At 70.3% G+C, this 15,068-nt stretch carries 13 protein-coding genes and 3 tRNA genes; 3 read left to right on the top strand and 13 right to left on the bottom strand.

Annotated features, from left to right (window positions below):
• The 9 genes from ACK4TH_RS07805 to ACK4TH_RS07765 all read right to left on the bottom strand — a co-directional run.
• A partial coding sequence (locus ACK4TH_RS07805; protein WP_409624675.1) for a GTP-binding protein occupies positions 1-226 on the bottom strand: 226 nt, incomplete at its 3' end.
• 70 nt (positions 227-296) lie between these two features.
• Positions 297-371 (bottom strand) — tRNA-Thr (locus ACK4TH_RS07800).
• Positions 372-433: 62 nt separating this feature from the next.
• Positions 434-507 (bottom strand) — tRNA-Gly (locus tag ACK4TH_RS07795).
• Between the two features lie 68 nt (positions 508-575).
• A tRNA-Tyr gene (locus tag ACK4TH_RS07790) sits at positions 576-661 on the bottom strand.
• A gap of 15 nt (positions 662-676) precedes the next feature.
• Positions 677-1,255 carry a hypothetical protein gene (locus ACK4TH_RS07785; RefSeq protein WP_409624672.1) on the bottom strand — a complete coding sequence of 193 codons (579 nt, stop codon included), beginning with the start codon at positions 1,253-1,255 and terminating at the stop codon, positions 677-679.
• Positions 1,252-2,052 carry an indole-3-glycerol phosphate synthase TrpC gene (trpC, locus tag ACK4TH_RS07780; RefSeq protein ID WP_409624668.1) on the bottom strand — a complete coding sequence of 267 codons (801 nt, stop codon included), beginning with the start codon at positions 2,050-2,052 and terminating at the stop codon, positions 1,252-1,254. Before trpC ends, ACK4TH_RS07785 begins: the two co-directional genes overlap by 4 nt.
• On the bottom strand, positions 2,049-3,104 hold the full coding sequence (gene trpD / locus ACK4TH_RS07775) for an anthranilate phosphoribosyltransferase (protein WP_409624665.1): 1,056 nt from the start codon (positions 3,102-3,104) through the stop codon (positions 2,049-2,051). Before trpD ends, trpC begins: the two co-directional genes overlap by 4 nt.
• 33 nt (positions 3,105-3,137) lie before the next feature.
• The gene (locus ACK4TH_RS07770; protein WP_409624662.1) at positions 3,138-3,716 is read right to left on the bottom strand and encodes an anthranilate synthase component II; all 579 of its coding nucleotides are present in this window, start codon (positions 3,714-3,716) and stop codon (positions 3,138-3,140) included.
• Positions 3,713-5,233: an anthranilate synthase component I family protein gene (locus tag ACK4TH_RS07765; protein ID WP_409624659.1), complete on the bottom strand. Its 1,521-nt coding sequence runs from the start codon at positions 5,231-5,233 to the stop codon at positions 3,713-3,715. Before ACK4TH_RS07765 ends, ACK4TH_RS07770 begins: the two co-directional genes overlap by 4 nt.
• 354 nt (positions 5,234-5,587) lie before the next feature.
• On the opposite strand from ACK4TH_RS07765, the gene uvrA reads away from it, so the two are divergent.
• Positions 5,588-8,551, top strand: coding sequence for an excinuclease ABC subunit UvrA (gene uvrA / locus ACK4TH_RS07760; RefSeq protein ID WP_409624656.1), 2,964 nt, complete (start codon positions 5,588-5,590; stop codon positions 8,549-8,551).
• Between the two features lie 5 nt (positions 8,552-8,556).
• Here the strand turns inward: uvrA and ACK4TH_RS07755 are convergent, their stop codons facing one another.
• On the bottom strand, positions 8,557-9,420 hold the full coding sequence (locus ACK4TH_RS07755; protein ID WP_409624653.1) for a MipA/OmpV family protein: 864 nt from the start codon (positions 9,418-9,420) through the stop codon (positions 8,557-8,559).
• Between the two features lie 119 nt (positions 9,421-9,539).
• On the opposite strand from ACK4TH_RS07755, the gene gorA reads away from it, so the two are divergent.
• Complete coding sequence (gene gorA / locus ACK4TH_RS07750) at positions 9,540-10,946, top strand: glutathione-disulfide reductase (protein ID WP_409624650.1); 1,407 nt, start codon at positions 9,540-9,542, stop codon at positions 10,944-10,946.
• Here the strand turns inward: gorA and ACK4TH_RS07745 are convergent.
• The gene (locus ACK4TH_RS07745) at positions 10,915-12,207 is read right to left on the bottom strand and encodes an MgtC/SapB family protein (protein ID WP_409624647.1); all 1,293 of its coding nucleotides are present in this window, start codon (positions 12,205-12,207) and stop codon (positions 10,915-10,917) included. The genes gorA and ACK4TH_RS07745 overlap by 32 nt on opposite strands.
• A gap of 50 nt (positions 12,208-12,257) precedes the next feature.
• Between ACK4TH_RS07745 and ACK4TH_RS07740 the strand changes: the two genes are divergently transcribed.
• Entirely contained in the window at positions 12,258-13,787 is a 1,530-nt protein-coding gene (locus ACK4TH_RS07740) for an AMP nucleosidase (RefSeq protein WP_409624644.1), read from the top strand.
• A gap of 39 nt (positions 13,788-13,826) precedes the next feature.
• On the opposite strand, the gene asd is transcribed toward ACK4TH_RS07740, so the two are convergent.
• The gene (gene asd, locus ACK4TH_RS07735) at positions 13,827-14,696 is read right to left on the bottom strand and encodes an archaetidylserine decarboxylase (protein ID WP_409624641.1); all 870 of its coding nucleotides are present in this window, start codon (positions 14,694-14,696) and stop codon (positions 13,827-13,829) included.
• A 91-nt stretch (positions 14,697-14,787) separates the two neighbouring features.
• Positions 14,788-15,042: a helix-turn-helix domain-containing protein gene (locus ACK4TH_RS07730; protein ID WP_409624638.1), complete on the bottom strand. Its 255-nt coding sequence runs from the start codon at positions 15,040-15,042 to the stop codon at positions 14,788-14,790.
• Positions 15,043-15,068 lie beyond the last annotated feature (26 nt).

Raw genomic sequence — 15,068 nt, 5'->3', positions numbered from 1 at the left:
GGCGGTTGGCCGTCTCGTACTCGACGTGCGCGGTGTTGATGGTGATGCCGCGCGCCTTCTCTTCGGGCGCCGCGTCGATCTGGTCGTACGCCTTGGCTTCACCGCCAAACTTCTGCGACAGCACCGTCGTGATCGCCGCCGTCAGCGTCGTCTTGCCATGGTCCACGTGACCAATCGTGCCCACGTTGACGTGCGGCTTGGTCCGCTCGAATTTTTCCTTTGCCATCGTTACCGCTCCGAATGGATGTTTGCCGAACTCACTCACACGCCCCGACGTGGGGCCAGGACAACAACGTTGGTGCCCATGGGCAGGATCGAACTGCCGACCTCTCCCTTACCAAGGGAGTGCTCTACCACTGAGCCACATGGGCCTGCGACCGCCTTGCGGCGACCACAAACAAATCGTTCACCAACTCCAGCACCGGCGCTGCGTTGGAGCGGGAGACGGGAATCGAACCCGCGTCATCAGCTTGGAAGGCTGAGGTTCTACCATTGAACTACTCCCGCGTCGAACCCCGCCTGATTCGGACGCGGGCCGTCACTGCCTTCTCTCTTGCCAACACAACCGGCATCGCTGGTGGAGGGGGTTGGATTCGAACCAACGTAGGCGTAAGCCAACAGATTTACAGTCTGCCCCCTTTAGCCACTCGGGCACCCCTCCAGCGAGAGCCCCAGATTATGCCACGATTTGCGGCGCGTTTTCGACCCCCGGGGAAAATTGTTGCAGCACCGCGGCGCACCAGTGCGCGATGCGGCCGGCGGTGTCGGCGCCGGCGCGGATGCTGTTGATGGACCGCTGGCTCAGGTGGCGCTCGCAGGCGATGTCGGCCGTCAGCAGCCCTGCGTCGCGCAGCGCGCGCACGGCGGCATGGGCCTGGGCCCCGCAGGCCACCACCCAGCGCAGGCCGGCCAGTTCGGCGGCCAGCCGCTCCAGATTGGCCGGCTGCAGCACTTCGGCCACCGTGGGCACCGAGCGGCCGGTGAGTGCCGGGTATTCGACCTGCGGCCACGCATTGGTGACGACATAGTCGGCCCGGTGCGGGGACGCAAACCGCGCCGCATCTCGGCGATGCAGCTCGACCAGCACGCGCGCCAGGTTCGCCCCCGTGCCGGCGGCGCACGGGTAGCCGCGCTGCGCCTCGTAGCGGCCCGGGCAGATGAAGACGAAGCCGGTGGTGGCGCCGGGGCTGGGCTGGTGGTGGGCCGTGAGGCCCGGCACCGTCATCAGCGCCGCCACTGGCACCTGCCCGCTCATGCGCCGAACAGCGCGGCCAGCGCCGCGCCAGGGTCGTCGGCGCGCATGAACGCCTCGCCGACCAGGAAGGCCGGCACGCCCGCGTCGCGCAGGCGGCGCACGTCGTCGCGCGTGGCAATCCCACTTTCGGCCACCAGCAACCGCTCCGGCTCCAGCCGCGGCAGCAGGTCCAGCGTCGTCTGCAGCGAGACCAGGAAGGTGCGCAGGTCGCGGTTGTTGACGCCGATGAGCGGCGTGCGCAGGCGCTGCGCGCGCTCCAGCTCCGCCGCGTCGTGCACCTCCACCAGCACCGCCATGCCGAGCGCGTGCGCAATCGCCTCGAAGTCTGCCATCTGCGCGTCGTCCAGACAGGCCGCAATCAGCAGGATGGCGTCGGCGCCGAGCGCGCGCGCCTCCCAGACCTGGTACGGGTCGACGAGGAAGTCCTTGCGCAGCGCCGGCAGCGCCGCGGCCGCGCGCGCCTGACGCAGGTAATCCGGGTGGCCCTGGAAGTACGGCACGTCGGTCAGCACCGACAGGCAGGCCGCGCCGTGGCGCGCGTAGCTGGCGGCGATCGCCGCCGGGTCGAAGTCGGCGCGCAGCACGCCTTTGGAGGGGCTGGCGCGCTTGGCCTCGGCAATGACGGCGGCGCGCCCGGCGGCCTGCGCGGCGCGCAGCGCACCGGCGAAGTCGCGCGGCGGATCGTCGCGCAGGCTGGCTTCGGCCTGCGCGCGCACGGCCGCCAGCGGCGCACGCGCGGACGCGGCGGCCACCTCCTCGCGCTTGGTGGCACAGATGCGCTGCAGGATGTCGCTCACGCCGCAGCCTCCATGCCCAGCCGGTGTGCGGCCGTGACGAATTGCTCCAGCTTGGCCTTGGCCGCGCCACTGGCGAGCGCCTCGCGGGCGCGGGCGATGCCGGCCTCGATGGAATCGGTCACATTGGCGGCATACAGCGCCACGCCGGCGTTGAGGACGACGATGTCGGCCGCCGGGCCGTCTTGACCGTCGAGCACGGCCAGCAGCAGGGCGCGCGATTCCTCGGGCGTACTCACCTGGAAGGCCCGGTGGCTGGCCATGGCCAGCCCAAAGTCCTCGGGGTGGATGTCGTATTCGATGATCTCGCCGTCTTTGAGCTCGCCGACCATGGTCGCGGCGCCCAGGCTGACCTCATCCATGCCGTCCTTCCCATAGACGACCAGCGCGTGCTGGGTGCCCAGGCGCTGCAGCGCCCGCACTTGGATGCCAACCAGATCGGCGTGGAAGACCCCCATCAGGATGTTGGGGGCGCCGGCCGGGTTGGTCAGCGGACCCAGGATGTTGAAGAGCGTTTTGACACCCATCTCGCGCCGCACGGGGGCGACGTTCTTCATCGCCGGGTGGTGGTTGGGCGCGAACATGAAGCCGATGCCGACCTCGCGGATGCACTGCGCGATGGCCGCCGGTGGCAGGTTGATGTTGACGCCCAGGCTTTCCAGCACATCCGCGCTGCCGGACTTGCTGCTGACGCTGCGCCCGCCATGCTTGCTGACCTTGGCGCCCGCCGCGGCCGCGACGAACATGGCGCAGGTGGAGATGTTGAAGGTGTGCGCCCCATCGCCGCCGGTGCCGACGATGTCGACCAGGTGGGTGGTGTCCTCCACATGGACCTTGGTGGAAAACTCCCGCATCACCTGGGCTGCGGCGGTGATCTCGCCGATGGTCTCTTTCTTGACGCGCAGGCCAGTGATGATGGCGGCGGTCATCAGCGGGGAGATTTCACCACTCATGATCAGACGCATCAGGTGCAGCATCTCGTCGTGGAAGATCTCGCGGTGCTCGATGGTGCGCTGCAGCGCCTCTTGCGGTGTGATGACGTGGCGGTGGGGCATGAGGGGTCTCCTGGAGTCGGACGACGAAGGGGATCAGGGGGATTGCAGAAAATGGTTCAACAGCGCGTGGCCGTGCTCGGTCAGGATGCTTTCGGGGTGGAACTGCACGCCCTGCACCGGCAGCTCGCGGTGGCGCACGCCCATGATCTCGCCGTCGTCGCACCAGGCGGTGATGGCCAGCTCCGGCGGCAGCGTGGCGCGTTCGATGGCCAGGGAGTGGTAGCGGTTGACGGTGAACTGGCGCGGCAGGCCGGCGAACACGCCCTCCTGCGTGGTGGTGATGAGGCTGGTCTTGCCGTGCATCAGCTCGCGCGCACGCACGATGCGCGCCCCGAACGCGGCGCCGATGCTCTGGTGCCCCAGACAGACCCCCAGGATCGGCACGCGGCCGGCGAAGTGGCGGATCGCCGCCACCGAGATGCCCGCCTCGGCCGGGGAGCATGGCCCGGGCGAGATGACCAGCCGGTCCGGCGCGCGCTCGGCGATGCCCTCCAGCGTGATCTCGTCGTTGCGGAACACCTCCACCTCGGCGCCCAGCTCGCCGAAGTACTGCACCAGGTTGTAGGTGAACGAGTCGTAGTTGTCCACCATCAGCAGCTTGATGCGGCTCATTCCAGCCCCTCCTCGACCAGTTCGCTGGCGCGCAACAGGGCGCGGGCCTTGTGCTCGGTTTCCTTCCACTCCAGCTCCGGCACCGAGTCGGCCACCACACCGGCGGCGGCCTGCACGTAGAGGGTGCCGTCGTGCACGACGCCGGTGCGAATGGCGATCGCCAAGTCCATGTCGCCCGCCCAGCTCAGGTAGCCGACCGCGCCGCCATAGATGCCGCGCTTGGTGGGTTCCAGCCGATCGATCAGCTCCATCGCATGCACCTTGGGCGCGCCGGTCAGCGTGCCGGCCGGGAAGGTGGCACGCAGCACGTCCATGCTGGTCAGGCCCGGGCGCAGCAGCCCCTCGACATTGCTGACGATGTGCATGACGTGGCTGTAGCGCTCCACCGCAAACGCCTCGGTGACCTTGACGGTGCCGATCTGCGCGATGCGGCCAATGTCGTTGCGCGCCAGGTCGATCAGCATCACATGCTCGGCGCGTTCCTTGGGATCGGCCAGCAGATCTTGCTCAGCGACCTTGTCTTTTTCGGGCGTGGCGCCGCGCGGCCGGGTGCCGGCCAGGGGCCGGATGGTCACCTTCACCCCTTCGTCGGTGCGCTCCTGGCGCACCAGGATTTCGGGCGAGGCGCCCACCACGTGCAGGTCGCTGCCACGCGCATCGGCCCCGGCCAGGTTGTAGTAGTACATGTAGGGGCTGGGGTTGAGCGAGCGCAGCGCGCGGTACAGGCTCAGCGGGCTGTGCCGGTAGGGCTTGTGGATGCGCTGGCCGATCACGATCTGCATGAAGTCGCCCTGCTGGATGAGGGCCTTGGCCTCATCGACGGCCGCCAAGAAATCGGCCTTGCCGCGTTCGCGCTGCTCGGGGTAAGCGTCGCCGGCCTTGACGGACGGAGCGCTGACCGAGTAGCGCAGGCGGTCCTTGAGCTCGCGCAGACGGCGCTTGGCGCTGGCGTAGGCCTCGGGCTGGGCAGGATCGGCATAGACGATCAGGTACAGCTTGCCCGAGAGGTTGTCGATGACGGCCAGCTCCTCGGTCTGCAACAACAAAATGTCGGGCAGATCGAGCGGATCCGGTGGGCAGGTGCCGGCAAGTTTGCGCTCGATGTGGCGCACGGTGTCGTAGCCGAAATAGCCCGCCAGCCCGCCGCAAAACCGCGGCAACCCGGGGCTGAGCGCCACGCGAAAGCGTTGCTGGTAGGCGGCGATGGCATCCAGCGGATTGCCGCCCAGCGTCTCGACGACGGTGCCGTCGCGCACGACCTCGGTTCGCGCCGCCTCGCCAAAGCCATAGGCGCGCAGCCAGGTGCGCGCCGGCAGGCCGATGAAGCTGTAGCGGCCGAAACGCTCGCCGCCGACGACGGACTCCAGCAAAAAGCTGTTGCGGCCGCCGTGGGTGGCGTGGGCCAGCTTGAGGTAGAGGGACAGGGGGGTTTCCAGATCGGCGAAGGCTTCGGCGATCAGCGGGATGCGGTTGTAGCCTTCGGCGGCAAGGCTGCGGAATTCCAGTTCGGTGATCACGGCAACGGGGCTCCTGGCGGGGCGGGCCGGCGGGCGGTCTCGGACGGGATGGCCGGCACGGCCTGGTGGGTCCAACGGGGCCGGCGCGAGCGGCAACCGGCACAGAGAGCGGCACAGCGGACCGACTGCGCGGCGGCAGCGGTGCGTGCGCGCGGAGGGGGATCAGGCGCGCGTCGTTGGCTTGCGCCAGGGCCAGGCCTCCCGGCGGCCGGTCTTGAGGGCGGCAGCCAGGCGGGCGTCGAAGGTGCTGCGGACAGCGAACATGGCGGTGAGTGTATCAAAGGCACCGGGTGGTGCCCGCGTTCTATGATGCGCGGTTGCCCTCACCCTTGGCTCCCTCGGTCCGCCTCACCCATGTCTGCCCTGCCGTCCCCGCCCCCGGCCGACCGCGCGATCCGCATCCGCGGCGCGCGCACGCACAACCTGCGCAACCTGGACTTGGATATCCCCAAGCACGCGCTGGTGGTGATCACCGGGCTGTCCGGCTCCGGCAAATCCAGCCTGGCCTTCGACACCTTGTACGCCGAGGGCCAGCGCCGTTACGTCGAGAGCCTGTCGGCCTATGCGCGGCAGTTTCTGGAGCGCATGGACAAACCGGACGTGGACCTGATCGAGGGCCTGAGCCCGGCGATCGCGATCGAACAAAAGGCCACCAGCCACAACCCGCGCTCCACCGTCGGCACCGTCACCGAGATCCACGACTATCTGCGCCTGCTGTTCGCCCGCGCGGGCGTGCCCCACTGCCCGGCACACGACCTGCCGCTGCGCGCGCAGACCGTGAGCCAGATGGTGGATGCTTTGCTGGCCCTGCCGGCCGAAACGCGGCTGATGCTGCTGGCGCCGGTGCCCGCCGTGCAGGCAGACGATCCGGTCGCCGCGTTGCGGGGCCGGCAGGCCCAGGGCTATGTGCGCTTCCGCGTCGATGGCACGGTGGCCGAGGGCGACGAGGCGGCGGCCCTGCTGCGCCCGGGCGCGACGCTGGAGGTGGTGATCGACCGCCTGAAGGTGCGGGCCGACGCACGTCAGCGGCTGGCCGAGAGTCTGGAAGCGGCGCTGCGCGTGGGCGATGGCAAGGCGCGCGCGCTGGACCTGGACACGCAGGCGCTGCACGCCTTCTCGGCGCGCTACGCCTGCCCAGTGTGCGACCACACGCAGGCCACGCCCGAGCCAAGGCTGTTCTCCTTCAACGCGCCGCAAGGGGCCTGTCCGCGCTGCGACGGGCTGGGGCATGTGGAACTGTTCGACCCCGCGCGCGTGGTGGCGTTTCCGGAGCTGAGCCTGGCCGGCGGTGCCATCAAGGGCTGGGACCGGCGCAACCCCCATTACTTTGCGCTGATCGAGAGCCTGGCGGCGCACTATGGCTTCGACCCCGACACCCCGTGGCAGGAGCTGCCCGAGACCGTGCGCCATGTGCTGCTGCACGGCAGCGGCAACGAGGCCCTCGCCTTCCAATACGGCGCCGACGGCGGACGGCGGGTGACCAAGCGCCACCCCTTCGAGGGCATCCTGCCCAATTTCGAGCGGCGCTGGCGCGACACCGACTCGCCCACCGTGCGCGAGGAGCTGGGCCGCTACCGCAGCACCCACGCCTGCCCGGGCTGCGGCGGCACCCGGCTGCGGCGCGAGGCGCTGCAGGTCTATCTGGGCGAGGGGACGCAGCGTCGCCACATCCACGCCATCGGCCAGATGACGCTGGCCGAGGCGCTGGCGTACTTCGAGGGTTTGCAGTGGCAGGGTGCGCGTGCCGAGATCGCCGACAAGGTGGTGCGCGAGATCCGGTCCCGGCTGCGTTTTTTGAACGACGTGGGGCTGCCCTACCTGACGCTGGCGCGCAGCGCGGACACCCTCTCCGGTGGCGAGGCGCAGCGCATCCGCCTGGCCAGCCAGATCGGCTCGGGCCTGAGCGGCGTGATGTACGTGCTGGACGAACCCAGCATCGGCCTGCACCAGCGCGACAACGACCGCCTGATCGGCACCCTGCAGCGGCTGCGCGATCTGGGCAACACGGTCATCGTGGTGGAGCACGACGAGGACATGATGCGGGCCGCCGACCACCTGATCGACCTGGGGCCGGGCGCCGGCGTGCACGGCGGGCAGGTCTTGGCCCAGGGCCACTGGGAGGCGGTGGCGGCGGAGCCCGCCTCGCTGACGGGGCAGTATCTGTCGGGGCGGCGGCGCATTCCGGTGCCCGCGCGGCGCACACCGTGGCAGCCCGCGACCGGGGACGGCTCGGAGCCCGCGCCCCGGCGCAGCGGCGGCTGGCCCGGCCGGATGGAGCGCGCCGGCGGCCGGCAGCGCGATCCGGCGGTGCCCTCCATGGCGGCCCTGCGCCTGATCGGCGCGCGCGGGCACAACCTGCGCGATGTGACGGTGGAGTTTCCGGTCGGGCTGTTCACCTGCGTCACGGGTGTCAGCGGTTCGGGCAAATCCACCCTGGTCAACGACACGCTGCTGCGGGCGGTGGCGCGCCACCTCTACCGCAGCCATGACGAGCCGGAGCCGTTCGACGCCATCGAGGGGCTGGAGCACTTCGACAAGGTGATCGCCGTGGACCAAAGCCCCATCGGCCGCACGCCCCGCTCCAACCCGGCGACCTACACCGGCCTGTTCACCACCATCCGCGAGCTGATGGCCGAAACGCCCGCCGCGCGCGAGCGCGGTTATGGCCCGGGGCGCTTCAGCTTCAACGTCGCGGGCGGGCGCTGCGAGGCCTGCCAGGGCGACGGCGTGGTCAAGGTGGAGATGCACTTTCTGCCCGATGTGTATGTGCCGTGCGACGTCTGCGGCGGCGCGCGCTACAACCGCGAGACGCTGGAGGTGCGCTACAAGGGGCGCAACATCGCCGAGATCCTGGACCTGACCGTGGAGCGGGCCCACGGTTTCTTTGGCGCCGTGCCGGCCCTGCAGCGCAAGTTGCAGACCCTGCTGGACGTGGGGCTGGGCTACCTGCGGCTGGGCCAGAGCGCCACCACCCTCTCCGGTGGCGAGGCGCAGCGCGTCAAACTGGCGCAGGAGCTGTCCAAGCGCGACACCGGGCGCACGCTCTACATCCTGGACGAACCGACCACGGGGCTGCACTTCGCGGACATCGAACTGCTGCTGCGCGTGCTGCACCAGTTGCGCGACGCGGGCAACACCATCGTCGTCATCGAGCACAACCTCGACGTCATCAAGACGGCGGACTGGGTCATCGACATGGGGCCCGAGGGCGGTTCGGGCGGCGGCACAGTGGTGACCTGCGGCACGCCCGAGGCCGTTGCCGCCCATCCCGACAGCCACACCGGGCGCTATCTGGCCCGGGTGCTGGGGCACGGGTGACCGCGTCAGTGCCGGTAAGCCAGGCCGACCTGGGCGCTCCAGACCTGGCGAGCACCGACGAGCGGGCTGCGCGCCGCCGCCCCCACCAACCGCGACACGCCGACGCCCCCGTACACCACCCAGTCGCGGTCCAGCGCGGACACCAGCCGCCAGTCGAGCTGCACCGCCTCGGCACCGGCACTCGGCTGGTAGGGCTGCCGACCGACACGGGCGGCGGCCGCAGGCGACAGGCCATAGACCGTACGCAGATACGTGGCATTGCCGGCGCGGATGCTTCCGCCGAGGTCCCAATGGGTCCGTGCCGACACGGGATGCCGATAGCTCAGCCCGGCCGAGACCTGCGCGCCACCGGCTCGGCCCAACAGATCCTGGCTGACCCCCAGGGACAAACTCCAGCGTGACGCCGGCGCATAGCCCAGCGACAGCCGGCCGCGCAGGGTGCCGCGCACGGGTGACGCCCCTCGCAACAGGGGATCGTCCTCGTCGGCTTCGCGCCCCTCGTCCCACCGCAGGGATGCGCTCAGCGACACATTCGATCGGCTAACGAGGGTGGTGCTCAGCCCGGCGTCGACCACCGCCTCCCGTCCAACCCCCCACAGCGTGGCCGCTCCCCCGCTGGACAGGCGAAAACGCCCCACCCACAGCCCCCAGACCGGCTGCAGGATCGATGTTCGCGTGGACCGCCCGACCGGGTCGCGCCCGTCCACCAGCGCCGCACCGATCACATAGCCCTGCGCAGCGCGTGGTTGCGGCTGGGGCGGGGCCGCATCGGGGTCGGCTTGAGCGGCCACCGCCGTCGGCAGCGCAACGGCGGCCAGCGCGCACAGGCGCCCCCTCATGCCACACAGGGGTCGGGGCAGCGTCGGCATCGGGCAAGCTCCTGGGCAGGTCTCTTTGCTGGCATCATAGGGCGGACCCCGTTGGGGCACCAACCCCGCCGGGGCCCCAACGACAAGGATGGCAACGCAACGACAGACGGAAGGCGCACATGGGTGGTTTCGACTTCGATCTCTTCGTCATCGGCGGCGGCAGCGGTGGCGTGCGCGCCGCGCGCATGGCGGCACAGCGTGGCGTGCGCGTGGCGCTGGCCGAGGCCCAGGGACTGGACGGACTGGGTGGCACCTGCGTCAATGTGGGCTGTATCCCCAAAAAACTCTACAGCTACGCGGCCCACTATGCCGAAGCCTTCGAGGAGGCGCGCGGCTACGGCTGGCGCATCGGTGACGCGACGCTGGACTGGGCCGAGCTCAAGCGCCGGCGCGCCGCCGAGATCGCCCGCCTGAACGGGGTGTACGACCGGCTGCTGCGCGGCAGCGGGGTCACCGTGCTGAGCGGCTGGGCCCGGCTGCGCGACGCCCACACCATCGAGCTGGCCACGCTGAATGCCGACGGGACGCCGGGGCACCAGACGTGGCGTGCCGAGCGTATCCTGATCGCGACCGGCGGCACCCCGCATGTGCCGCATTTCCACGGGCGCGAGCATGTCATCACATCCAACGAGGTGTTCGACCTCGACCCGTTCCCGCAGCGGCTGGTGGTGGTCGGCGGCGGCTACATCGCGTGCGAGTTCGCCGCCATCTTCAACGGCCTGGGGGCGCAGGTGACGCAGCTGTACCGCGGCGAGCAGATCCTGCGTGGCTTCGACGACGAGGTCCGGCACTTTCTGGCCGGCGAAATGCGCAAAAAAGGGGTGGATCTGCGCCTGCAAACCGGCGTGGTGGCGGTGCACCGCGAAGCGGACGGCCTGCACGCGGTGCTGGAAGATGGCAACCGGCTGGTGGCCGATGCCATCCTGTACGCGACCGGGCGGGTGCCGAATGTCCAGGGACTGGGACTGGAGGCGCTGGGCGTCGCCCAGGGGGCGCAGGGGGCCATCCTGGTGGACGAGCACTACCGCACCAACGTCCCCAGCGTGTACGCGCTGGGCGACGTGACCGCGCGGGTGCAGCTCACCCCGGTGGCGCTGGCCGAGGCCATGGCGCTGGTCGATCACCTGTACGGGCCGGCCCCCGGGGCCGCCCCGCGCAGCGCGCCCTACGACCTGATCCCGACCGCCGTCTTCACGGCACCCAACGTCGGCACGGTGGGATTGACCGAGGCCCAAGCCCGCGAGCGGTACGGGCGCTTGCGCATCTACCGCAGCGAGTTCCGCGCCCTGCGCCACACCCTCAGCGGCAGCGAGGAGCGCACCCTGGTCAAGCTGGTGGTGGACGACGCCTCTGACCGGGTGGTGGGTCTGCACCTGGTGGGGCCGGACGCGGGCGAAATCGTGCAGGGCTTTGCCGTGGCGTTGCGCTGCGGGGCCACCAAAGCCCAGTTCGACGCCACGCTGGGCATCCACCCGACGATCGCCGAGGAATTGGTCACCCTGCGCGAACCGGTGTCCAGAGGATGAGCGCCACGGCCGGCAGCGTGTGCAGCCACAGCATGGGCACCAGCCAACGCGCGTAGTCGCGCCCCCCGGACGCCCAGGCCACCACGCTCTTGCTGGCGGCGTGGACCAGCAAGGCCAGCGCCAACGTCCAGACCAGCCGGTCGGGCGCGCCGGAGGCTGGCGGCGTGCCCTGCACGAAAATGGCCGCCAGCGCCGCATGCAGGTCGAACAGCGACGCGAGCAGCGTGCCGGCGGACTCGGCCACGGGACCCAGCCAGCGGCCCAGCCCATGCACCCCCACCTGCACCAGGGTCAGCACGCCGGCCACCACGGCGGCGTTGCGTAGGCTGAACATGCGCTGCGCCTGTGCGCCATCGACCAGGGCAGGCGCCCCCGCGTTGGCCCCCGCCAGGGCCCCCTGCACCAGCCACAGCCCCAACCCCAAGGCCAACGTGGCGCCAACCAGGGTGGGCAACCACAGCCAGGCCAGCCAGGCGGGCTGCAGCGCCGCGGCGATCACCGCCATCTGCAACAGCGTTGCCACGCACGACAGCAAACCGGCCCCGGCCATCAACCGCGCGCCCGCCCGTCCCTCGCGCACGGTCAGCCCGGAGCTGGCGATGGTGGCGGTGCTGGAGACAAAACCGGCCGCCAGCGACGACAAGGCAATGGCCTCCCGCGCGGCCAACAGCCGTTGGCTCAGGTGCGCCAGCGACTGGATGGCCAGCAGCAGCGCCAGCAAGCGGGTGAGCTGGTAGGGGTTGAGCCCCTCGCCGGCGACGGTGCGATCGGGCATCAACGGCAGCGCAATCAGGACGATCGCCGCCAGAATGATCCCGTCGCGCACCTCGTAGGGCCGCAGCCACTGGCGGGCAAAACGGTGCAGACGCTCGCGCGCGGCCAGCACGCCGGTCAGTCCCACCGCCACGGCCGCTGCCAGGGGCAGGCTCCAGGCGCACAGCACCCCGATCAGATAGGTCAGAAACAACGCGATTTCGGTGGTCGCGCCCGGATCGGGGGAGCGGTCGCGCCAGTGCGACACGACAGCCAAGCCCGCCACCAGCAGCGCCCCGACCGGCACCAGCCCGGCGCCGCCCATCAGCGCGGCCGCGGCGCCCAGCACGCACACCAGCGCGAAGGTGCGGATGCCCGCAAACACCCGCGTCGCGCCACGGCCCTTGCGGCGCTCGCGCTCCAGCCCGACCAGCAGGCCACATCCCAGCGCCGCCGCCAGGGCTCGGGCCGCACCGGACACCTCGGTCACCACCACGGAATCGACCATTGCGCGCGCGCTCTCCTTCTCAACCGGCTTTGGCCCGCGACAATCGCGCCATGGACCGAAATCCCGAAACCCCCGCCTTCGTGGCCCCACAAGCCTTCACCGACCCCGACGCCGCCGTGACGCAGGTGCGCCGGCTCTACGACGCCGCGGTGGGCTTTCTGCGGGACGCTTTGGCCGATTATGTGCACACCCCCCTGGCGCCCGATACCGCATTGACCCGGGTGCGGGCCACCTACCCCTTCGTTCGCCTGCGCACGCAACGGGCGATGGCCCCCGTGCGCCCCGGGACTGGCGGGCAGCTGAGCTTTGGCTTCGTCGCCGGCCCGGGCCGCTACGAAACCACGCTGACCCGCCCCGACCTGTTCGCGGACTACTGGCGCGAGCAGTTTCGTCTGTTGCTGGAGAACCACGACACACCGTTGGAAATCGGCCTGAGCAGCGAACCCATCCCCGTGCACTTTGCGCTTGGTGAGGACGCCCACTTCGAGGGCGAGCTGGACGCTCTGCACCGCGCCCGCCTGGGCGAGGTGTTCGATCTGCCCGACCTGACCGCGATGGACGACGGTATCGCCAACGGCACACACACCCCGCCGCCAGGCGCCCCCCAGCCGCTGGCGCTGTTCACCGGGGCGCGCATCGACTATTCGCTGCAACGGCTGCGCCACTACAGCGGCACCTCGCCGGTGTGGTTTCAAAACTTCATCCTGTTCACCAACTACGGCTTTTACGTCGATGAGTTCGTGCGCCTGGGGCTGGCAGAGATGCTGCGCCCGGACAGCGATTGCGTCGCATTCGTGGAGCCCGGCAACGTCGTCACCTGGCGGGTGGGCCTGTCGGCGGCGGAACGCGCGGCGCTCGCGGGGCCCGAAGGCGGCCCGCCCCCGCGCCTGCCCCAAATGCCAGCCTACCACCTGGTGCGCGCCGACCGCAGCGGTATCACGCTGGTCAACATCGGCGTGGGGCCGAGCAACGCCAAGACGGCCACCGACCACATCGCCGTGCTGCGTCCGCACGCTTGGCTGATGCTGGGCCACTGCGCCGGGCTGCGCACCAGCCAGCAACTGGGCGACTACGTGCTGGCCCACGCCTATGTGCGCGAGGACCATGTGCTGGACGAGGAACTGCCGCTGTGGGTGCCCATCCCCGCGCTGGCCGAAATCCAGCAGGCGCTCGAAGCCGCGGTAGCCGACGTCACCGGGTTGGACGGGGCGGCACTCAAGGGGGTGCTGCGCACCGGCACCGTGGCCAGCACCGACAACCGCAATTGGGAACTGCTGCCGGACAACCTGCCGCAGCGGCGCTTTTCGCAATCGCGAGCCGTGGCGCTGGACATGGAGTCGGCCACCATCGCCGCCAACGGTTTTCGCTTCCGGGTGCCGTATGGCACGCTGCTGTGCGTCAGCGACAAACCGTTGCACGGCGCCATCAAACTGCCCGGCATGGCGGACCGCTTCTACCGCGAGCGCGTCGATCAACACCTGCGCATCGGCCTGCGCGCCATCGAGCGGCTGCGCGCCGCCGGTGTGGATCAATTGCACAGCCGCAAACTGCGCAGCTTTGCCGAAGTGGCGTTCCAGTGACGGGTGTGGGACAGTCCGGCGGCCGGCTCGGGGGCGCCGTCAGGGCCGCCACGTCCCCATCGCCTCGCCCATGAGCACCGGACGACCTGGGGCCCAATCTGCCGCCAAGGCCGCCAACCCGGGCGGGAACAGCGCCACCACGGTCGAGCCGAGCAGAAAGCGTCCCATCTCCGCGCCCTGCGCCAGGGTGATCTCGCGCTCGTCGTAGTCCCAGCGCCGCGCGATGCCCGGGCGCGGCGGGTTGACCACGCCGTGCCAGACGGTGGCCATGCTGCCGACGATGGTGGCCCCGACCAGCACCAGCACGAACGGGAAGCACTGGCCATCGGGGCGCCGCCCCTCGAACAGGCACACCACCCGCTCGTTGCGCGCGAACAGCCCCGGCACCCCGCGCGCCGTCACCGGGTTGACCGAATACAGCGACCCCGGCACATGCACCATGCGCTGCAGCCGCCCCGCGCAAGGCATATGAATGCGGTGGTAGTCGCGCGGGCTGAGATACAGCGTGGCGAACGTCCCGTCGGCAAACGCCGCCGCCAGCGCCGCATCGCCGCCCAGCAGCGCCGCCACCGTGTAGCCGTGCCCCTTGGCCTGTAGGATGCGGTCGCGCTCGATCGCACCGCACTGGCTGATCGCGCCGTCCACCGGGCAGACCAGGTCGGCCGCCGCCAGCGGCCGCGCCCCCGGGCGCAGCGCGCGCGTGAAGAAGTCGTTGAACGTCGCGTACGCAGCCGGATCGGGCTGCGCCGCCTCGGTCATGTCCACGCCGTAGCGCGCGATGAAACGGCGGATCGCCGCCTGCGTCACTGGTCCGAGCGGCCGGCGCGCCAGCGCCCCGGCGAGCATCGTCAGCGCGCGCTTGGGCAGGGCGTGTTGCAGCCAGACGGCTGCGCGATCCTGAAACGTCATCGGGTGATTATCGGCGGGCTTGACGGCGGGTGCCGACCGGCGCGGCTTGAACGTGGCCGCTGGCCGACGACGCCCGACGGCCAGCCGGTCATCAAGAGGCGCCATCCCCTGTTGGAACTGGCAGCGAGGCCAAGACCGCCGCCGGCTCCAGCCCGACGCAACGACACCAGTCGACGAACGTCATCACATCGATGAACGCTTCACCCCGTTCCATCTTGGAAATCTGGGGCTGCCCCACCCCCAGCAAGCGTCCTACCGCCGCCTGCGTCATCCCTTTGGCCTTTCGGGCCCGGATGAGCTGGTCACGCAGCCAGCGATATTGGCTGCTGTAAAGCGAAGAGGGCACGCGCGGGATGCTCTATGCTCAAAACG

It is taken from the genome of Tepidimonas sp., assembly GCF_046292505.1.
GTDB lineage: Bacteria > Pseudomonadota > Gammaproteobacteria > Burkholderiales > Burkholderiaceae_C > Tepidimonas.
The sequence above is the reverse complement of the archived record's forward strand: the minus strand, read 5'-3'. Positions and strand labels throughout refer to the sequence as shown.